14 protein-coding genes and 3 tRNA genes are annotated in these 19,634 nt (G+C 67.1%); 7 read left to right on the top strand and 10 right to left on the bottom strand.

From position 1 onward, the window contains the following. Positions 1 to 1,041: 1,041 nt before the first annotated feature. Positions 1,042 to 2,670, top strand: coding sequence for an AAA family ATPase (locus ACFXQA_RS03575; RefSeq protein ID WP_394518418.1), 1,629 nt, complete (start codon positions 1,042 to 1,044; stop codon positions 2,668 to 2,670). Positions 2,671 to 2,754: 84 nt separating this feature from the next. Next, positions 2,755 to 3,432, top strand: coding sequence for a hypothetical protein (locus tag ACFXQA_RS03570; RefSeq protein ID WP_394518417.1), 678 nt, complete (start codon positions 2,755 to 2,757; stop codon positions 3,430 to 3,432). A 271-nt stretch (positions 3,433 to 3,703) separates the two neighbouring features. Here ACFXQA_RS03570 and ACFXQA_RS03565 read toward each other — a convergent pair. The 3 genes from ACFXQA_RS03565 to ACFXQA_RS03555 all read right to left on the bottom strand — a co-directional run bounded on the left by ACFXQA_RS03565 (position 3,704) and on the right by ACFXQA_RS03555 (position 4,036). After that, positions 3,704 to 3,776, bottom strand: a tRNA-Phe gene (locus ACFXQA_RS03565). Positions 3,777 to 3,862: 86 nt separating this feature from the next. Then, positions 3,863 to 3,936: transfer RNA gene (locus tag ACFXQA_RS03560), tRNA-Asp, on the bottom strand. A gap of 27 nt (positions 3,937 to 3,963) precedes the next feature. Next, positions 3,964 to 4,036 (bottom strand) — tRNA-Glu (locus tag ACFXQA_RS03555). 206 nt (positions 4,037 to 4,242) lie between these two features. On the opposite strand from ACFXQA_RS03555, the gene ACFXQA_RS03550 reads away from it, so the two are divergent. Continuing rightward, positions 4,243 to 5,700 carry a peptidoglycan DD-metalloendopeptidase family protein gene (locus ACFXQA_RS03550; protein WP_394518416.1) on the top strand — a complete coding sequence of 486 codons (1,458 nt, stop codon included), beginning with the start codon at positions 4,243 to 4,245 and terminating at the stop codon, positions 5,698 to 5,700. Between the two features lie 64 nt (positions 5,701 to 5,764). On the opposite strand, the gene ACFXQA_RS03545 is transcribed toward ACFXQA_RS03550, so the two are convergent. After that, positions 5,765 to 6,298: an inorganic diphosphatase gene (locus ACFXQA_RS03545; protein ID WP_394518415.1), complete on the bottom strand. Its 534-nt coding sequence runs from the start codon at positions 6,296 to 6,298 to the stop codon at positions 5,765 to 5,767. A gap of 90 nt (positions 6,299 to 6,388) precedes the next feature. After that, positions 6,389 to 7,381 carry a LacI family DNA-binding transcriptional regulator gene (locus ACFXQA_RS03540; protein ID WP_394518414.1) on the bottom strand — a complete coding sequence of 331 codons (993 nt, stop codon included), beginning with the start codon at positions 7,379 to 7,381 and terminating at the stop codon, positions 6,389 to 6,391. Between the two features lie 97 nt (positions 7,382 to 7,478). Here ACFXQA_RS03540 and ACFXQA_RS03535 point away from each other — a divergent pair, with 97 nt between their 5' ends. Further along, a complete protein-coding gene (locus ACFXQA_RS03535) occupies positions 7,479 to 8,951 on the top strand; it encodes a hypothetical protein (protein ID WP_394518412.1) in 1,473 nt (490 codons plus the stop codon). A 76-nt stretch (positions 8,952 to 9,027) separates the two neighbouring features. Then, complete coding sequence (locus tag ACFXQA_RS03530) at positions 9,028 to 12,075, top strand: alpha-mannosidase (protein WP_394518411.1); 3,048 nt, start codon at positions 9,028 to 9,030, stop codon at positions 12,073 to 12,075. A gap of 27 nt (positions 12,076 to 12,102) precedes the next feature. Here ACFXQA_RS03530 and ACFXQA_RS03525 read toward each other — a convergent pair whose 3' ends face one another. From ACFXQA_RS03525 to ACFXQA_RS03505, 5 genes are read right to left on the bottom strand one after another with little or no spacing between them, the layout of a single operon-like run. Beyond that, entirely contained in the window at positions 12,103 to 13,077 is a 975-nt protein-coding gene (locus tag ACFXQA_RS03525) for an acetylxylan esterase (RefSeq protein ID WP_394518410.1), read from the bottom strand. A gap of 12 nt (positions 13,078 to 13,089) precedes the next feature. Then, complete coding sequence (locus ACFXQA_RS03520; protein WP_394518409.1) at positions 13,090 to 14,010, bottom strand: carbohydrate ABC transporter permease; 921 nt, start codon at positions 14,008 to 14,010, stop codon at positions 13,090 to 13,092. Beyond that, positions 14,000 to 14,929 carry a carbohydrate ABC transporter permease gene (locus ACFXQA_RS03515; RefSeq protein ID WP_394518408.1) on the bottom strand — a complete coding sequence of 310 codons (930 nt, stop codon included), beginning with the start codon at positions 14,927 to 14,929 and terminating at the stop codon, positions 14,000 to 14,002. Before ACFXQA_RS03515 ends, ACFXQA_RS03520 begins: the two co-directional genes overlap by 11 nt. 2 nt (positions 14,930 to 14,931) lie before the next feature. Further along, complete coding sequence (locus tag ACFXQA_RS03510) at positions 14,932 to 16,197, bottom strand: ABC transporter substrate-binding protein (protein WP_394518407.1); 1,266 nt, start codon at positions 16,195 to 16,197, stop codon at positions 14,932 to 14,934. Positions 16,198 to 16,217: 20 nt separating this feature from the next. Further along, positions 16,218 to 17,819, bottom strand: a complete 1,602-nt coding sequence (locus tag ACFXQA_RS03505; RefSeq protein ID WP_394518406.1) for an FAD-dependent oxidoreductase — start codon at positions 17,817 to 17,819, stop codon at positions 16,218 to 16,220. Positions 17,820 to 18,013: 194 nt separating this feature from the next. Here ACFXQA_RS03505 and tilS point away from each other — a divergent pair, with 194 nt between their 5' ends. Then, positions 18,014 to 19,024, top strand: coding sequence for a tRNA lysidine(34) synthetase TilS (tilS, locus tag ACFXQA_RS03500; protein ID WP_394518405.1), 1,011 nt, complete (start codon positions 18,014 to 18,016; stop codon positions 19,022 to 19,024). 9 nt (positions 19,025 to 19,033) lie between these two features. Beyond that, positions 19,034 to 19,585: a hypoxanthine phosphoribosyltransferase gene (gene hpt / locus ACFXQA_RS03495; protein WP_394518404.1), complete on the top strand. Its 552-nt coding sequence runs from the start codon at positions 19,034 to 19,036 to the stop codon at positions 19,583 to 19,585. Positions 19,586 to 19,634: the final 49 nt, after the last annotated feature.

Raw genomic sequence — 19,634 nt, 5'->3', positions numbered from 1 at the left:
GAACCAGGAGTACACCCGTGATGACACCCGAAGTACACAGGGTTGCTTCGCGCCCGGCGCTGTGCGGGGCGGGCGGAGCGAGAACAAAAAAGGCCCCAATCCCGGGGAGACGCCTGAGAGAGGGGCAAGTGGGTCCGACGGGCGTCGATCCCATAACCCTTCTCACCAGGGCAAAGCGAAACCCCCGTGAGTAGAAGCCTCACGAGGGTTCCTAGGGTGACTGTAATGATCACCCGTGTGGCTCCGACGGGCGTCGATCCCGTGACCTCACGATTTTCAGTTGTATGCGCCGGGTTTACGGGTGCTCGCGAGTGCTCGTTTTCCGCGTAGTTTCGCGGAAGTTGCGCTCGTTAGTGGTGGCTGGTTCTCGATTGTTACAACCAAGTTCCCGGCCCAGGACCGGCCTACATGAGGGCGTCCACGCCGTTCGCATCGGGGCTGGCGCCACTCGCCGGCAAGCATCAGATGAAATTGGTCATCAACCATCGTTCCGTACTCTCCCAAGCATCGGTCACCTGAGGTACCGCCCGGAAACGCCCGGAACCGATCCGCCCAAAGTGAAGGAGATCGTCTTTGAGTGCGAGCTTCTCCTGGCGCGCGAGAGGTGCGCTCCGGAGCCACCGCAGGCCGAGCGAAAGGAAGACCGCGAACGCGTGAGGCGCGTTCTGTTGTGGATCCGACATGATTCCTTTGAGTAAAGCGAATGCCTCGTTGACATCGACTGGCCGCGCGCGCCGAAGCCGAGGACTACTGCCAGATCGAGTTAGTGCTGGACGTCCCCTCTACAGAGAGAGCTGCGGAAACAGAGTTAGACCGACTCATCGAGGAGTCGGACCGGGCCCGGTGTAGTCAGTGGGGACGGATTCAAGTTTCCCTGACCAGTCCCAATGTGTTGTCGTGTTCGACAACACGTTGCGTACGCGCGATCGCGGTTCCATCGAACCGATGGTGGGTGCGAAAGCGCGCCCAGTATTCGCATGTCCGAAGCGCATGCCATAGTTCTGGGAACGTGCCAAGACATCAGCCTGGGGTGGTGCACACATGAAAATCGATCGTCTCGAGATTCGCTTCTTCAAATCGTTCAACTTCGACTACGAGCGTAAGTGGTCGAACAAGAGCGAGCCTGCGTTCTGGGAGGACACCACTGAGGGCTGGTACCCGTTCGTCCGGGTCAAAATCGACCCCTCCATCACCGCGGTGGTCGGTGCGAACGAGGCCGGGAAGACTCAGCTACTCGACGCCCTAGAGATCGCTCTCACTGGCAGGGGAATCGATGAAGGTGATTTCTGCCGTTACAGCACGTTCTACTCAGTTGAAAAGGGTCGTGTACGCGCGCCGGAGTTCGGTGTCGCCCTCCGGATCGAGAACGAGAACGAGCTCGCAGTGCTGCAAGCAATCGTTCCGCAGGCAACCAGCGACCAGCAGTTCACGCTCTATCGCCCGGGACGTCATCCGTCCTTCATCATTCTCAATGGTGGAGCTGAAGTCTTCGAGCTGAGCGCGTCGCAGCTTGCGGCGCTAGACAGCGTCCTGCCGCCCGTGTTTCGGTTGCGCACGGATTTGGGCATGCCCGACTCGCTTTCGATCGACGCCTTGGCGGACGGGACTCGGCACGCGTTCGACTCTCGGAGGCGACGTTCAGCCGTGTTTGGGGCACTTCGCGGTGGTGCTTGGTCGGCTGCAGCCGAGTTCGCTGCGCACGTTTTCCCGGTTTGGCAGAGTCATATTGCATCGCCGGACACGGAGGCTGAAGCTCGACGAAACTCCGAGTTTGAGCTCGGTCGGAAGCTCCTAGTGGATATTGCGGGAATCGATCCCGCATCGTTTGCTCGATTGCGAGCAGCGATTTCCAACGAAGAAGAGGGAGAGATTGAAGGACTCGTAAGAGCGATGAACATCGCCATTGCCGAGAATCTCAACTTCAAGCGGTGGTGGTCCCAAGACACGGATTTCGAGCTAGAAGTGAAGGCGCGAGAGCATGAATTGGCGCTCGTCATCCGGGACCGTACCCGCGCTTCGTACTCGTTCGACGAGCGTAGCCAGGGGCTGAGGTTCTTCCTTAGCTATTTTGTGCAGTTGACCGCGCACAGGCGAGGGCTCATTGGCCCGGAGGTCATGCTTCTGGACGAACCGGATGCGTACCTGTCGAGCCGCGGGCAGCAGGATCTTCTACGGGTCATCTCTGACTACGCGACACCCGAAGACGGAACTCACAAACACCAAGTCGTTTACGTCACCCATTCTCCATTCCTGATTGACAGAAACGCGGGTCATCGACTTCGAGTACTAGACAAGGGGGCGGAGGACGAGGGCACACGGGTGGTCAAAGATGCCACTCAAAATCACTACGAACCGCTTCGTACCTCCCTGGGTGCCACGGTGGCTGAAACCGCCTTCATCGGCGGGTCAAACCTGTTCGTGGAAGGGCTGGCGGATCAAGTCATGCTGGCCGGCGCGTCCGCCTATTTTCGACGAACGAACGACGACCACGACTACCTTGACCTGAACGACCTGACGATAGTTCCGAGCGGATCCGCCGAGTCGATCCCCTACATGGTGTTTCTCGCTCGAGGCCGTGACCAGGTGAAGCCAGCATGTGTCGGTCTCTTTGATGGCGATAAAGCGGGCAAAGCGGCTGCCAAGACAATGCGGGAGAGGCTGGTGCACTGACGGACGATCATTCCTGAGGAGTGCATTGTTGAACTCGACGTCTGGGCCCAGGCGCGCTCGCCTCTCGTGCACGAAGCAGTCGTATTGCGTGAAATCGAAGACCTAGTACATCCCGAGTTCGCGACGTCCGCGGCGAGGGTGCACGCGAAGATGATCGAGGGGTTCGACGATGAAGCGGTATCCGCGCTGACAGCGGATGCCGTGGTCGCAGCTGTGGCAGCGAAGGATGGGTCCCTCTGGGATGGGCTGGACGTTGCCTACCGGAAGGCCTTCAAGGGGGCGCACATCGAGAAGGTTGGCTTCGCTCGTGCTGTAGTTGAGCTGTTCGAGGGCACGCTCGCGTCAAGCACCCGCATCCCCGGCCAAGAAGAGACCGAGCTTGCTATGCGTGCGTTGCTACGCGATCTCTCCGACCGCCTCGCCTCAGCTAGCGCCGAGGAAACCCAACGTCGAAGCGATCGAAGGTTGAGTGGGAAGGTCCGGGAGTTCCAACGCGACCACCAGGACTCAATATCGAAACGACGAGCGCGCAGCCTTCTTCGGGAGATTGATCTCATTCTTGACAGCTCGGCAGATGCAGATCACGTGCGTGTCGAGCTCGAGGCGATCCGGCGTGACTTCGACTTGGACGAGCGTATCTCCGAACTCGTCCCAAGATTCGAGGGCTTCCAGGCGCGCGTCTCTGGCCTATCGCTTCAGCAGAGAATTCGGGACCAGGGGCTGGCCGCAGGTTCGGTTGCAGGACGAGGAGAGTCCGACTGAAGGGTCGGAGAAGGCGACTGCGCCGCCGAAAGTGGAGCGATCCAGCTTCCCGAAACTCGTCTCGACCGGCCCGAGACCGGCCCAAACCGTTGACCAGGCATGCGAGTCGGCATTTGCGGGGGAGGTCGTTTTGGCTCGCTTTGCTCGCTCAACCACCGCGGCGTAGGCGGCCAATCGGTGGCAGAAACCGTTTCTCACCAAGGAAAAGCAAAACCCCCACCATGTTAGAAGCTAGGTGGGGGTTTCTAGGATGACTGTAACGGTCACCTTGTGGCTCCGACGGGCGTCGATCCCGTGACCTCACGATTTTCAGTCGTGCGCTCTACCAACTGAGCTACAGAGCCGCGCCGCATTCGAAAACGCCGCGTCCTAGACGAAAGGCTCTCTGTCTTCCCTCGAAAAGGAGGAACAAAGAGCCTGTCGCTCGGAGCGACCCTGACGGGACTTGAACCCGCGACCTCCGCCGTGACAGGGCGGCACGCTAACCAGCTGCGCTACAGGGCCATGCATATTAAATTGTATCGGCTCGAGTGACCCCAACGGGATTCGAACCCGTGCTACCGCCGTGAAAGGGCGGCGTCCTAGGCCGCTAAACGATGGGGCCGAGCGACTGTGCAGGCTTACGCTTGCCGACGCTCAAGCATACGCAATCCCTGGGGGATCCGCCAATCGAGGGCGAGTCGGCGGCCCAGCGCCCGGATTCGCGCCCAGGATGGGGACTGCATCCGCTCCGACGAACCCGCCTGTTGTCTGTGTGACTGATGTTGCTAGTGTGTTCGAAGTTACGACTTCCCGACGAGAGGGACCCGAGTGACGCTCGAGCGCCTGGACGATGCAGACGATTGCGGTTGCGCACCGACAGCGCGCGAGCGCGGGGTGCTGTGGCCGTCGGTCGACCGTCGCACGATGTTGACCTTCGGCGGTCTGGGCATCGTCGCCCTCGGCGCCATCGGAGGAGCCGTCGGGGGACCCCTGGTTCCCGGTGCCTCCGCGGCGACTTACCCCTCGTGGGCCGACGTCGAGCGGGCGAAGGCCAGCGAAGCGTCGAAAGCCGCCGAGGTCACCCGCATCCAGGGCCTGATCTCGAACCTCAGCTCCGAGGTCACCCGCACGCAGGCCGAGGCGCAGGCCGCCTCCGACATCTACTACGCCGCCCAGCAAGACTTCCTCAACGCGGCCTACCAGGCCGACCAGCTGCAGGCGCAAGCCGACGCCAAGGGTGCCGAGGCGACGGATGCGGCGAACCAGGCCGGGCAGGTCGCCGCGCAGCTCTACCGCAAGGGCGGCGACGACGCCTCGCTCGAGCTCTTCTTCGCCGGGTCCGCAGCATCCGCCGACGATCTGCTCTCGCGCCTCGGCACGATGGACAAGCTGCTCGACCGCAACCAGTCGGTGTACGCCGCGGCGGTTGCCGCGCGCAACAGCGCCCAGAGCCTGACCAACCAGGCGGTCGACAAGCGCGCTGAGCGCGACCGCCTGCAGCAGGTCGCCGAAGAGAAGATGGTCGCGGCGCAGCAGGCATCGGATGCCGCGCAGGCGGCCCTCGCGGCGCAGCAGGCCAACCAGATCACGCTGCAGGCCCAGCTCGCCGCTCTCCAAGACAGCACGGCGAAGACGATCGCCGACTACGAAGCCGGCGTCGAAGCCGAGCGCCAAGCGCGGCTCGCCCGCGAGGCCGCAGAACGCGCGGCCGCCGAGCAGCGCGCCCGCGACGAAGCCGCGGCACGCGAGCGTGAAGCGGCCAACAACAACAACGGCGGTGGCGGCGGCGGCGGAGGGAACTCCGGCGGCGGCGGCGGCGGCGGTGGCGGGAACTCCGGCGGGGGAGGCGGCGGTGGCGGCGGTGTATCCGTCGGTTCCGGATGGTCCCGGCCCTCGTCGGCCTGGGTCAGCTCCTGGTACGGCCCGCGCGCACCGCAGTGCACGCCGACCTACTGCGCGACCTCGAACCATCTCGGTCTCGACTTCGGTGCCGGATGCGGCGCACCCACCTACGCCGCCAACAGTGGGGTGGTGACGTACGCCGGCTACAACGGCGGCTACGGCAACTACGTGCGGATCGACCACGGCAACGGCTTCGCCACCGGCTACGCGCACAGCAGCCGGCTGCTGGTCTCGCGGGGCCAGCAGGTGTCGTCGGGTCAGACCGTCGGCCTGGTCGGCCTCACGGGCAACGTCTTCGGCTGCCACCTCCACTTCGAGGTGTACCAGGGCGGCCGCACCATCGACCCCGCTCCCTTCCTTCGCGCCCGCGGCATCTCGGTCTGATCGACCCCTCGCACGTGAAGAAGCCCGGTCGATCCCGACCGGGCTTCTTCACGTCAGTGCTGCGTCAGAGCGTGCTGGGAGCCTCGCCGGCGCCCTGCGTCTTGGTCTGACCCTCGTGCTCCTCGAAGCGCACGAATGCCTCCTGCACGAGGCGGTCGGCCTCGGCCGCGCCCGCCCACTCGTCGACCTTGACCCACTTGTTGGGCTCGAGGTCTTTGTAGTGCTCGAAGAAGTGGTTGATCTCGTTGCGGAGCTCGACGGCGATGTCGCCGACGTCCTGGATGTGCGCCCAGCGGGGGTCCTTCGACAGCACGGCGACGACCTTGTCGTCACCGCCGGCCTCGTCGCTCATCTTGAGCACGGCGACCGGACGCACCTTGGCAATGACGCCCGGGTAGAGGTCGTGGTCGAGCAGCACGAGCACGTCGAGCGGGTCGCCGTCCTCGCCGAGGGTGTTCTCGAAGAACCCGTAGTTGGTGGGGTAGCCGAAGGCGGTGAAGAGGATGCGATCGAGGAAGACCCGGCCCGTGCCGTGGTCGACCTCGTACTTCACGCGGCTGCCGCGCGGGATCTCGATGACGGCGTCGTACGCGCCCATGCCTTGCTCCTTAGATCGGTGGATGCTTCGTCTCACTGAGCTCGCTCAGCGCACGTTTCCGCCGCCCAGCCTAGTGCGGACGCCTCTGCCTCACCCGGTGGCGACGGCCGCGAGGGTGCCGCCCGGCGAGAGCGTGCACTGGAGCAGCTGCTGCAACGGCTCGCCGGCGCGGTCGGACAGCACCGCCACGGCGCGGCGCCCCATCTCGCGTCGGGGCAGCTCGAAGCCCGTCGCCCATCCGGTCGGGTCGGCGTCGCCCGAGAGCGACACGACCGACAGGTCGCGGGGCACCTCGACCCCGGCCGACTCGGCCGCCGAGAGAAGGAGGCGGAACTGCTCCTCCTGCTCGGCGAAGGCCGCAGTGACGCCCTCCGCCCGCAGGTGTGCGATCCATTCGTCGGGGGTGGAGTCCGGTCGGATGTGCACGAACCCGTCCCCCGCGCGTGAAGCGAAGCCGCGCATGCGGTCGGTGTACGACTCGACGCCCTCGCCGTGGCCGACGTAGGCGAGCCGCTCGTGTCCGAGCCCGCGGGCGCGGTCGACGAGCTCGCCGATGACGGTGGCGTAGTCGGCGCCCACGTAGGGAACGGGCCCTCCGGCGTCGTCTCGCCGCCCGATGCTGACGAAGGGGAAGCTGCTGTCGTTGAGGAATTCGAGCTCATGGCTCGGCATGTACTGGCCGAGAAGGATGCAGCTGTCGGCGAGCCGCAGCCGGGTGGTGCCCGACCGGAGGTCGCCGCGGTGTCCTCCGACGCGTCCGCTCGTGAGCAGCAGCAGGTCGTGATCGCGGTTCTGCGCCTCTTCTTCGATCCCGGCCAGGAACGGGTGGAAGAAGTCTTCGCGCTCGAGGGGGAAGAGCGTCTCGTACGTGTAGACCCCGATCATGCGGGTGCCGACCTGCTTCAACCGACGCGCGATCGGGTCGGCGACGTAGCCGGTCTCCTGGATCACGCGCATCACCCTCGCGCGGGTCGTCTCGGGCACCCGTACGAGCTGTTCATCGCGTGCGTTGAGCACGAAAGACACCGTCGTTTGGCTGACGCCCGCGAGGCGCGCAATGTCCTTCTGCGTGATCCGTGGCATTGGTCTCCGTTCCGATGTCAATGGTAATAGGTATTACCCCTTGACGTGGCCGCTCTGTATGGCAGACGCTCGACTCTGGACAGAGAGAGGAACTGACATGTCGAAGATGACAGACAGTGAACAGCGGAGCAACCGCGCCACCAACGATGAACCGCGCAACCCCGGCCGACGCACGCTCCTCGCGGGCGCGGCCGTGACGGTCGGCGCATTGGCGACCACGATGGTCCCTTCCGCCGCGCAGGCCGCCGAGCGGCAGGAGGGAATGGTGCGCCCCGGGCGCGCGCAGGTGACCGAGAAGCCCATTTCGCCCCTCGACCCGGAGTTCCGCTGGGACTCCCGTGCGGGCGCCGACAACACCGCCGCGGTGCAGGCCGCGATCGACAAGGCGATGCGCACCCCCGGCGGCGAGGTCTCGCTTCCGGCCGGTGAGATCCGCGTGCGCGGGCTCAAGGTCGACTACCGCGGCTTTCCCGTTCAGCCCGTGAACGGCCTCCCCTACGGCTACGCCGGCCCGAAGATCGTCGGTGCCGGAATGCGCCAGACCAAGATCGTGCAGATCGAGGGGGCCACCGAAGACATCTTCACGGTGTCGGGACAGGTGGGGGATGCTGCGGGACCGGCGAACAACAACAAGGCCACGGGTGTGACGCTGGCCGACTTCGAGATGACGGGAACGCCGACCGGCGGACACGGCCTCTACCTGCGATCCCTCGTCAACTGCGAGTTCCGCAACCTGTGGATCCAGCGCACCGGCAAGTCGGGCATCTTCCGCGAGCGCGCGACCTTCGTCTCGGGGGTCGACGACGAGTACTCGTACGCCAACTCGTGGAACAAGATCAAGATCGTCTCCCCCGGCGGGTGGGGTGTCGAAGACTCCGGCCTCGCATCGATCGGCGGCTCGATGACGAACGTCGAGGCGATCAGCCCCGGCAAGGGCGGATTCCTCCTCGCTCCGACCAACATGACGTTGCTCGACTGCCAGGCCATCGGCGGCTCGGTGGGGCTCCGCTCGGTGCGCAACCAGAACCGGTCGTCGATCAACTCCGGGCTCACGCTGCTGAACTTCCGCTCCGAGGGATCCCGCGACGGCTACGAGGTCTTGATCGAAGCGGGCACGAGCCACATGATCGTGAACCCCAACTTCTTCCCCACCTCGGGCGCCCACTGCCTGGGCGTCGGGATGACCCAGCAGGGTCCGGATTTCTACGTGAAGAACCTCACCGTCGTCGGCGGCTTCTTCGGACTCAGCGCGGATCGCTTCCCGAACCAGAAGGCGATCATGCTCGGATCGGACTCGCGCGGCAGCCGCTTCGTGCACCCCACCATCGAGCGCTGGGGCAATACCCGCGACGAGGCGGAGTTCATCGTCGACAACGGCTACCGCTCCTCGTTCGAGCTCCCCGGTGCGGTGACCGAAGCCCCCGCGGGCTTCACCACCGTCTCGCGCGCCCCTGCCAGCATCCCCGTCCCCGCGGCGGGTTCTGTGAACGAGGGCTGGGAGCGCTCGGGCGACGTGTGGCAGAAGGTCGCGGTCTTCTCCGACGGACGCCGGGTCGTCATCGCCTCCTGATCGCTTTTCCGTCCCATCGCCCTGCGATGACGCCGAGCGCGTCGCGCAGCATCCACCCCTGAAACAGAGAGTTCCCATGCACTACGACAGCACCCGTATCGAGGAGCGCGTCGCGCGCTTCCGCGCCGAAAGCCTCCGCCCCGCGATCCACCGGGCGGTGGAGCCGGTGGAGCTCTCGGGGTGGGAGCTGCGCGGCGAGCCCGTGCCCTTCGCCGAGGCGCGCGCGGCGGAGTACGGCGCACTGGCGATCGGCGACCCGTGGGGGCGTCCGTGGACGACTCTGTGGATCCGCGTCGTGGGCCGGGTACCCGCGGGGTGGCAGGCCGTCGAGGGCTGCACTGCCGAGCTGGTGGTCGATCTCGGCTCCACCGGCGCGCAGTCGGGTTTCGAGGCCGAGGGTCTGGTGTACCGCCCCGATGGGTCGATCGCCAAAGCCGTCGAGCCGTACAACCAGTCGGTGCCGCTGGGTGCGGAAGGTGAGGTCGAGTTCTACATCGAGGCCGCCGCGAACCCGAACATCACGGGCGACTGGTCGTTCCGTCCGACCGCGCTCGGCGAGAAGGTCGAACCCGAGGGGGAGCCGCTCTATCGTCTGCGCCGCATCGAGATCGCTCTGCTCGACCAGCAGGTCTGGGAGCTCGAGCAGGACTTCGCCGCCCTCGTGGGCCTCGTCGGCGAACTTCCCGCCGACGGCCAGCGTCGTGCGCAGATCATCGCCGCGCTCGACGCCGCGGTCGACGTCATCGACCCCGACGATGTCGCATCGACGGCGTCCGCCGGCCGGCAAGCGCTCGCCGGGGTGCTGGCTCGCCCCGCCTCGGCGAGCGCCCACCGCCTCCATGCCATCGGGCACGCGCACATCGACTCGGCCTGGCTGTGGCCCACGCGCGAAACGGTGCGGAAGGTCGCGCGCACGTTCTCGAACGTCTGCGATCTGCTCGACCGCGAACCCGGGTTCGCCTTCGCCGCGTCGTCGGCCCAGCAGTACGCGTGGCTGAAGCAGTCGTACCCCGACCTGTTCGAGCGGGTGCGTCAGCACGTGGCCGCCGGCCGGTTCGTTCCCGTCGGCGGCATGTGGGTCGAGTCCGACACGAACCTCCCCGGCGGCGAGTCGCTCGTGCGCCAGCTGCTCGAGGGCAAGCGGTTCTTCCGCGACGAGTTCGGGATCGACAGCGAAGAGGTGTGGCTGCCCGACTCGTTCGGCTACAGCGCCGCGCTGCCGCAGATCATGGCGGCCGCGGGCGCACGGTGGTTCCTCACCCAGAAGATCTCGTGGAACGAGACCAACACGATGCCCCACCACACCTTCTGGTGGGAGGGAATCGACGGCACGAGCGTGTTCACGCACTTCCCCCCGGTCGATCTGTACAACTCCGACCTCTCGGCGCCCGACCTCGCCCGCGCCGAGCGGCAGTTCGCCGAGAAGGGCGGCGCGACGATGTCGATGGTGCCGTTCGGCTACGGCGACGGCGGCGGCGGCCCCACGCGGGAGATGATCGCCGCAGCCCACCGCACCGCCGACCTCGAGGGTTCGCCGATCGTCGAGCTGTCGACCCCGCGGCGCTTCTTCGAGGCGGCCGAGGCCGAGTACCCCGACGCCCCGACGTGGTCGGGCGAGCTGTACCTCGAGTTCCACCGCGGCACGTACACCTCGCAGGCGCGCACGAAGCGGGGCAACCGTCGCAGCGAGCACCTGCTGCGCGAAGCCGAGCTCTGGGCGACGACCGCCTGGGTGAAGAAGGGCGTCGCCTACCCGCATGAGCAGCTGCGGGCGATCTGGCAGACCGTTCTGCTGCAGCAGTTCCACGACATCCTCCCCGGCACTTCGATCGCGTGGGTGCACCGAGAGGCCGAACAGAACTACGCGCGGATCGCGACGGAGCTCGAAGCCCTGATCGCCGACTCCGTGCAGGCGCTCGCAGACGGTGCCGCCGAGCCGGTGCTGGTGAACTCCGGTCCGTTCGCGATCGGTGCGATCCCGGCCTTCTCGGCGCGCGCCGCCGCATCGATCGATGTCATCGCGGGCGACGAGTCGACGGTGACGCCCGACGGCGACGGCTTCGTGCTCGACAACGGACTGCTCCGCGTCGAGGTGGACGGGCGGGGTCTGCTGACTTCCATCCTCGACCTGGTGAACGATCGCGAGCTCGTTCCTCCTGGAGAAGCGGCGGGACTCCTGCAGATCCACCGCGACACCCCGACCAAGTGGGACGCCTGGGACATCGACGACCACTACCGCCGCAACACGCACGACATCGTCCAGCTCGACGAGATGCGCATCGAGTCGCAGACCGACGGCGCCGGCGTCCCCCGGACGTCGCTGGTCATCCGACGGACGTTCGGCGGGTCGACGGTCGTGCAGACGCTCTCGCTCCCGGTCGGGCGTTCGGCCCTCGATCTGCGTCTCTCGCTCGACTGGCACGAGCAGCGCAAGCTGCTGAAGCTCGCCTTCCCCCTCGACGTGCATGCCGACCGCGCGACCAGCGAGATCCAGTTCGGCCACGTGCACCGCTCCACCCACGTCAACACGTCGTGGGATGCGGCGCGGTTCGAGACCGTCGCCCACCGCTGGGTGCACGTGGGCGAGCCCGGGTACGGCGTCGCCCTCGCGAACGACTCGACCTACGGGCACGACGTCACCCGCACGCGGACGGCCGCCGGGCGACCGGCGACCACCGTGCGGCTCTCGCTGCTGCGGGCCCCCCTGTTCCCCGACCCGCACGCGGATCAGGGCGAGCACGAGCTGGCCGTCAGTCTGCAGGTCGGCGAGGTCGGCGACGCGGTGCAGGCCGGATACCGCCTGAACCTGCCGGTGCGCGCGATCGCGGGTGCCGCGGTCGATGCGCTGGTCGAGACGGTCTCGGGGTCGTTCGTGATCGAGGCCGTGAAGGCCGCAGACGACGGCAGCGACGATGTCATCGTGCGCGGGTACGAGGCGCTCGGCAGCCGTGGGCGGGCCGTGCTGCGTGCGGGCTTCGCCCTGCGCGCGGCGACCCAGGCCGACCTGCTCGAGCGCGAGATCGCTCAGACGTCGGTGAGCGGTGTCGACGAAACGAACGGACGCATCGAGCTCGCGCTCCGGCCGTTCGAGATCGTCACGCTGCGTCTCGCCCGGGAGGCGTGAGGCGCAGCAGGTGAGCGGTGGAGGTGCTCAGCGCGAGAAGATCTCGCTGAGCACCTCCGCCGCTTTCTGGCGGTCTTCTGCGGCGCCGCCCTCGTGCCCGTTGTAGGGCCAGACGTCGATGGACTTCTGTGCGGAGGCGCAGGCGTTGTAGCCGGCGAATACCGTGGACGGCGGGCAGATGGGGTCCATCAGAGCCACGGAGTAGTGGATGCGTGTACGCACGCGTCGCGCGAAGTTGACGCCGTCCATGTACGCCACGGTGCGCTCGACGTCGGCGATCCGGTGCCGCTGCGTCGACAGGTAGTGCGCGATCTCGGCGTACGGGTTCTGGTCGGTGATCGTCGCCGCCCGGGCGATGTCGGAGAGGAACGGCACGAAGGCCACGGCTCCGACCACGTCGGGGCGGAGTGCGGCGGCGGCGATCGAGAGGGCACCGCCCTGGCTTCCGCCGAGGACGGCCACTCGTGACGCGTCGATGCCGGGCAGCTCTCTCGCCGCATCGACCGCTCGGGCGGCATCGCAGTACAGCCGCCGGTAGTAGTACGTGCGGGGGTCTTCGATCCCCCGGGTCATGACGCCGGGAAAGGCGGGGCCGCTGGGGTGCGGGTCGGGGGTGGCGCCGACGTGGGAGTTGCGCCCGGCCCCCTGCCCCCGGGCGTCGACGACGAGGTGCGCCCAGCCCGCCGACGCCGCCCATGAGTGCGAGATCGGGATGCCGCGGCCGCTGCCGTACCCGGGATACTCCACGACGACCGGCAACGGCTCTTCCGCGTCGGCGGGAGCGATCAGCCAGGCACGCACCGGGTCGCCCTCGTACCCCGAGAAGGTGACGTCCGACACGGCGAGCCGATTCAGGAGGGTGGGTACGCGCTCCACCGTGGGGGCGGCGCCCAGGCGAACGGCCTCATCGAGGGTCTCCGCCCAGAAGGCGTCGAAATCGTCGGGGTCGGTGACGTCGGAGGCGAAGGTGCGCAGCTCCGCGAGCGGGCGATCGGTCAACATGACTCCATCCGATCACCCCTTGAGGCCGGAGTGCGCCAGACCCTCCACGAACTGGCGTTGCGCGATGAGGAAGACCACCAGCACGGGAACCACGGTCATCGTCGCCGCGGCCAGCTGCGTGTCCCACATCTCTCCGCCGTAGGCGTCGGTGTAGCGGGTGAGGCTCTGCGGCAGCGTGAACAGCTCGGGCGAGGTGAGGTAGACCGTCGGCTCGAGATACATGTTCCACGACGCGAGGAAGGTGAGGATCACGACGGCCGAGAGCGCCGGCCGTGCCAGCGGCATGAAGATGCGCCACCAGATGCCGAAACGACCGAGACCGTCGAGTCGGGCCGCCTCTTCGAGCTCGCCGGGCATCGCGACGAAGAACTGCCGCATGATGAACGTCCCGAGCACCGCGGGCGCGCCGAGGGCGGGGACCACGATGAGGGGAATGTGGGTGTTGACGAACCCGAGCTCGCGGAAGATCTGGAACAGCGGGATCAGGGTCACCTCGGCGGGTACGAGCAGCCCGACGATCACGACGAGGAAGACGGCGTTGCGACCGGGGAACGGGATGCGCGCGAAGGCGTACCCGGCGAGGCTCGAGACGAGCACCACCGTGACCGTGACGATGAGGGCGATGTAGATGCTGTTCCAGTACTGCACCGCGAACGGCTGGAACGAGAACGCCTCGATGTAGGAGTCGAAGGTCGGCGCCGCCGGGAAGAGCGTCGGGGGAGACGCGAAGATCTCGTTCAACGGCTTGAACGACGACGCGATCATCCACACCGTGGGTACCGCGAACGGCAGCACGAGCACGATGAGGGCGGCGACGAGCAGAACGGACTGCCAGATCGGACGCGTTCGCTTCTTACGCAGGGTGCGGACCGTGCCGGTTGCCGCTCCGCGCGTGGCGGAGTCGGCATCCGTGACGATGGAATCAGTTTTCATAGAAGACCCACTTACGCCGCAGCTGCCATTGCATGACGGTGAGGATGAGGACGAACGCCAACAGCATGAGCGACAGCGTGGAGCCGTAGCCGATGTCGTTGAACTGGAACGCCTGTTGGTAGATGTAGTAGACGAGCACGGTGGTCGACAGCTCCGGTCCGCCCTCGGTCAGCACGGCGATCTGGGCGAACGCCTGCAGTGCGCCGACGACGGTGAGGATGCCCGTCAGCAGGAGGGTGGGGGAGATCAACGGGATCGTGATCCGCCAGAAGATCGTGAAGTTGTTCGCACCGTCGATACGTGCGGCCTCGTAGAGCTCCCGGGGCACGCCCTGCAACGCCGCGAGGAAGAGCACCATGTTCGTGCCGACGCTGCGGATGACCTGCGTCACGATGACGCTGATCATCGCCGTCGGTCCTTCGAAGAGCCAGTTCGGCCCGTCGACGCCGACCAGCGACAGCAGGCCGTTGATGGCCCCGTTGTCTTGCAGGAGGAATCCCCAGACCAGGGTCCACGCCACCACCGAGATGACGACGGGGGAGAAGAACAGCGTCCGGAACACCGCCCCGCCCGGGATCTTGCGGTTCAGCAGAACCGCAAGACCCAGGCCGAGTGCGAGGTTGAAGATGACGACGCCGCCCGAGAAGATCAGGGTCGCGCCGAGGACGTCGACCACGTTGGCGTCGTTGACCGCCGCCTCGTAGTTCTCGCCCCCGACGAACGTCATCTTGCCGCTGTAGATGTTCCAGTCGTTGAGGCTGAACCAGATCGCGAGCCCGACGGGCACCAGCACGAAGGCGAGTACGCCGAGGAGCTGGGGCGCGATGAACAGCCAACCGGCCAGCGCATCGCGTCGTCGCAGCGTCCAGTATGCGGCGCGGGTCGTCCCGCGCGTGGTGCCCGTCGAGGTCGCAGCCATCATCACTCCGCGGCGAGAACCGGGTCGATCGCGCCGCACATGTCGGTGAGGACCTGCTCGACGTCGGCGTCCGGTGTCCACATGCGGTCGAGCGTCGTGCGACCGGCCTGGATGACGGCCGCGGGGCTGCCGACCGGCGGCGTCGCCGTCACGTCGGGGAGCTCGTTCACGACGACCCGCTCGAGCTGTTCGGCAGAGAGCTTCGGGTTCACCGAAGCCAGCTTCTCACTCGTGAGCTGCGACGCGCGCGGCGGCGGGAAGAACTGCGCCAGGCGGGCGGAGTTCTCGGGGTTCGTCATGTACGCCAGGAACCCTGTGGCCTCTTCGACGTGGTCGCTCGACTGCAGAACGGCCATGCCGGCCTGTCCGAGCGAGCCGTACTCGCCGGCCGGACCCTCGGGCAACGGGTAGACGTCGAAGGCGAACGATCCGTCGAGCAGGCCCGCACGCGAGACCTGAGCGGTGGTGAAGGCCGCGTCTCCGGCGAAGAAGTCGGCGGTCACGCCCGGGCCGGGGGTCGACCCGTCGACGTAGATCGAGTCGTGGAAGAACTGGAATGCATCCACCATCTCGGGCGAATCCATCAGGCACTCCGAGCCGTCGTCGCTCCAGGCCTGCGCGCCCCAACCGAACCAGAGGTTCGCGAGGCTCAGCCAGCCCGAGAAGTCGAAATCGCGGATCACGTACCCGGCTTTGCCCGTGGTCTGGTTGACGGCGGCACCCATGCGGGAGACCTCGTCCCAGGTGAGCGTGGCGGGGTCGACCGTCTGGCCCGCCTGCGCGAGCAGGTCGGTGTTGACGTACAGCGCGAAGGGCGAGTTCGAGAACGGGTAGGCGAACAGCTGGTCGTCCTGGCTGAACGACTTCGCGACGCTCGGCAGGATGTCGGGGTAGTCGTAGCCTTCGGTCTGCTCGAACGCCTCGGTGAGGGGCACGAGCGCCTCGGCGTCCATCAGGTCTTTCGCGATGTCTCCTACCCAGGCGAGGTCGGGCGCATTGCCGCCGGCGACCTGCGTGGAGAGCGTCGTGTTGTAGTCGGCGAACGGCAGCGACTCGAACGTGATCGAGCTCACCTCCGGGTTGTCCGCGATGTATTCGTCCGCCATGTCGTTGAACAGGGCGAGTTGGTTCTCGTCCGACGTCCAGACCGACATGCGCAGGTCGACGGGGCCCGTCGATTCGCCCCCGCCGCCGGCTCCGCACCCGGCCAAGGCCACGACGGTTCCGAGCACGGCGATCGAGCCGAGCAGCTTCCTTGCTGTGTTCATCGTCACTCTTTCTCTCGTTACTAGTACCCGACGATGTCGGGCCAGTGGATCTCGACGCCCTGCGCGGCAAGTCGATCTTGCAGTCGCAGCACGTGAGAAGAATCGGTCGCCACCTGTTGGGGGGTGACGTCGTGGTCGAGGGCGTAGACCGCGAGCGCCCCGGAGGCCTCGCCGATGTTCCACTCGACGGGGTGCAGCCGGTAGGCGCCGTTGGTGATGTGCGTCGTACCGATGTTCTTTCCGCCGGGGAGGAGGTTCTCATGACGGCGAGGCACGAGCGCACCGAGCGGGATCTCGAACGGCGCGCACTCCACGTCGAGGTAGTTGTCGCCGCCGGTGGTGGGGTGCAGGTCGATGCGGTACATGCCGACCCCGACCGAATCCGAGAAGGTCGCGGGCTTTCCCGACCCGCGGACGGCGACCGAGACGTCTTGCTCGGCCACGGTGCGGAGGGCCTTGATGCGGCGAGACTCTCGGATGTAGGGGGCCTGGGCGAGCCCGTCACGGGTTCCGACGACGTCGCCCCGCAGGCGCAGGCCCGGCCAGCCGAACCCGCCGTCGGGGCGGGGGGCCTCGGTCTGCAACCAGTAGAAGTACGACAGCGACAGCTGGCGCGCGGCCTCGAGGTGGCGCGCCGGGTCTGGCACGTCGATGATCGAGCTGTCGAGGTAGTCGAGCATCGGCCAGTTCGCGAGAACGATGTCGCTCCCGAGGAACCCGGGCTGCAGGTTGCGGCGGGCCAGGATGCGGCGGAACACCCACAGGTCTCCATCGCCCGCGGCGACGCTCTGGTCGGCGGTCACGTCGGCCAGGGGAGGGTTGACGTCCATCGTGCGGCGTTCGGGCTGCAGCGTCCGCGGGTTCGGAGCGGTGAACGACAGCAGCCGGTCGCCCCAGAACGGCACTTCGTACTCGTGCCAGTAGTCGTAGGTGGCGGGACGGTCGATGAGGTGGGGGGTGGTGTCGTGATCGAAGGCGAAGCACCACGTGATGGCCTGCACGTTCGTCGGGTCTGCCGTCTCGGGCGCGCTGGGCTCGCCGTGCTCGTGCCGCGACTCCGACCCGACCGCATAGTCGACCTCAGCGAGGGGCAGCAATTCGCCCGTCTCGGTGGCGTCGATGACATATCGAGCGGCGACGACGTACTCGGCGCCGTCGCGGCCGGCCAGCACCACACGGTCGACGCGGTCGCGGGCGCCCTCGGTGGCGACGGGCTTCACGCCGCGCAGGACGGTGATAAGGCCGTTCGCGATGAAGGGGGCGAGCATCTCGTGCAGGACGGCGGCAGCCACCCGCGGCTCGGCGCAGAGCTTGCTGACGGTGCCGTCGCCGGGATTGAGGCGCACGTCGCCGTGGGCGCGTGCGGTGAGGGGATAGTTGCGACGGTAGTAGTCGCGAATGCCGTCGCGGAGCCGGCGGTACGAAGAGGTGACGCCGAACTGCTCCACCCACGCGTGCTCGTCCGGGGGAACGGCTTGCGATGTCAGCTGGCCGCCGAGCCACTCGAATTCATCCGTCAGCACCACGCGTCGCGACGTGCGCGCCACGGCGAGCGCTGCGGCGACGCCGCCGAGCCCGCCGCCGATGACGGCGACGTCGGCCGAAAGAGTAGTCACGCCCATGTGTGTTGTCGGTCCGTCCTCGTTGACCCAGCCTGGTGGCATCCCGGTGAGGGTTGCCCCTGATAATTCGTATTACTCGGGTTTTTGAAGAGTAATACAGCGGTTCGACATCGGCAAGCGGAAATCTCGACGAAGTCGTAATCGGGGCGATTCGCACGGGGGCGACGAGCGAGGGCGGCCGGTAGCGTGGGCGGGTGACCGTGCGCCCGAGCCTTGATCCCGCGGTGGCCGAAGTGCGACTGGCCGTGCGCCGCGCGCTCGAGGCAACGTCGCCCGCCGCGGTCGTCGTCGCCCTCTCGGGCGGGCCCGACTCCCTGGCCCTCGCGGCCGCCACCGCGTTCGAAGCGCCCAAGCTCGGCATCGGTGCCATCGCCGTCACGGTCGATCATCGATTGCAAGACGGATCGGCGGATGCTGCGGCCCGCGCCGCGGGCGCCGCCCGCGCGCTCGGTCTCGAGGCCGTCGTCGTCGACGTCGAGGTCGGAACCGAGGGCGGGCCCGAAGCATCCGCCCGCCATGCCCGCTACGACGCGCTCGGGGCGACCGCTCGAGAACGCGGTGCCGACGTGGTGCTGCTGGGGCACACCCTGGACGATCAGGCCGAGACCGTTCTGCTGGGCCTCGCCCGGGGATCGGGGGCGGCGAGCCTCATGGGTATGGCACCCGAGCGGTCCGACGACTCGGGGCGATGGGTGCGTCCTCTCCTGGGTGTCCGTCGGGCGACGACGGTCGCCGCGTGCGCCGCCGAAGGGCTCGAGCCATGGAAAGACCCGCACAATGCCGACCCGCGCTTTCGTCGTGTGCGCGTGCGTCAGACGGTGCTGCCGGTTCTCGAGTCAGAGCTCGGGCCGGGCATCGCCGAGGCGCTCGCGCGAACCGCCGAGCAGCTGCGCGAAGACGCCGAGGCCTTCTCCGAGATGATCGCCGAGACGATCGAAGACATCGTCGAGCACGCCGAGGCCGGCATCTCGGTCTCGGCTGCCGCGCTGGCGGCGAACCCGGCAGCGCTGCGGCACCGGATCATCCGCCTCGTGGTCGACAGCGAGTTCGGAGAGAGCCTGACGCGGACGCAGACCCTCGACGTCGCTCGTCTCGCCACCGACTGGCGGGGGCAGGGGGCGATCGATCTGCCGGGCTGCTCAGCCCGACGCCTCGGGGGACGCATCGTTTTCACGGCCTCGGGCGGCGGTGCGAACAGCGCCTAAGCTCGACGCATGCGCGCCGACCAGATCTCCGACGACATCACCAGCGTGCTCCTCACGGAGGAGCAGATCCAAGAGAAGCTCGCCGAGTTGGCCGCGCGTGTCGCTGTCGATTACGAGGGCCAGAACCTGCTGCTGGTCGGGGTGCTCAAAGGTGCGGTCATGGTGATGGCCGACTTCGCGCGGCACCTGCCGCTGCACATCGAGATGGACTGGATGGCGGTGTCGTCCTACGGCACCGGAACCCGCTCGAGCGGCGTCGTGCAGATCCGTAAAGACCTCGACACCGACCTGCACGGTCGCCACGTGCTCATCGTGGAAGACATCATCGACTCGGGCCTCACCCTGAGCTGGCTGCTCGAGAACTTCGCCTCGCGCGGGGCGGAGTCGATCGAGGTGCTCGCGCTGCTGCGCAAACCCGACGCCATGAAGGTGGAGCTCGACTGCCGCTACGTCGGCTTCGACATCCCCAACGAATTCGTCATCGGGTACGGCCTCGACTACGCCGAGAAGTACCGCAACCTGCGCGATGTCGCGGTGCTCGCGCCGCATGTCTACAGCTGACGCGTACGCCGTGGGCGAATGCACAGTCCTCGCATAGAGACGCCGCTGT

Origin of the sequence: Microbacterium shimangi, from assembly GCF_043556445.1 — a bacterium.
In the GTDB taxonomy this organism is placed as follows: Bacteria; Actinomycetota; Actinomycetes; order Actinomycetales; family Microbacteriaceae; genus Microbacterium.
Note: the sequence above shows the minus strand (reverse complement) of the source record. Positions and strands in the feature narration are given on the sequence as shown.

Coding starts and splice junctions, on each gene's coding strand:
- ACFXQA_RS03525 (WP_394518410.1), bottom strand. CDS start 13,077: ATGTTGACCGATCGCCCGCTCGCGGAGCTGCGCACCTTCGCCTCCGAC.
- ACFXQA_RS03540 (WP_394518414.1), bottom strand. CDS start 7,381: ATGCCACGGATCACGCAGAAGGACATTGCGCGCCTCGCGGGCGTCAGC.
- hpt (WP_394518404.1), top strand. CDS start 19,034: ATGCGCGCCGACCAGATCTCCGACGACATCACCAGCGTGCTCCTCACG.
- ACFXQA_RS03545 (WP_394518415.1), bottom strand. CDS start 6,298: ATGGGCGCGTACGACGCCGTCATCGAGATCCCGCGCGGCAGCCGCGTG.
- ACFXQA_RS03575 (WP_394518418.1), top strand. CDS start 1,042: ATGAAAATCGATCGTCTCGAGATTCGCTTCTTCAAATCGTTCAACTTC.
- ACFXQA_RS03520 (WP_394518409.1), bottom strand. CDS start 14,010: ATGAAAACTGATTCCATCGTCACGGATGCCGACTCCGCCACGCGCGGA.
- ACFXQA_RS03535 (WP_394518412.1), top strand. CDS start 7,479: ATGTCGAAGATGACAGACAGTGAACAGCGGAGCAACCGCGCCACCAAC.
- ACFXQA_RS03530 (WP_394518411.1), top strand. CDS start 9,028: ATGCACTACGACAGCACCCGTATCGAGGAGCGCGTCGCGCGCTTCCGC.
- ACFXQA_RS03510 (WP_394518407.1), bottom strand. CDS start 16,197: ATGAACACAGCAAGGAAGCTGCTCGGCTCGATCGCCGTGCTCGGAACC.
- ACFXQA_RS03515 (WP_394518408.1), bottom strand. CDS start 14,929: ATGGCTGCGACCTCGACGGGCACCACGCGCGGGACGACCCGCGCCGCA.
- ACFXQA_RS03505 (WP_394518406.1), bottom strand. CDS start 17,819: ATGGGCGTGACTACTCTTTCGGCCGACGTCGCCGTCATCGGCGGCGGG.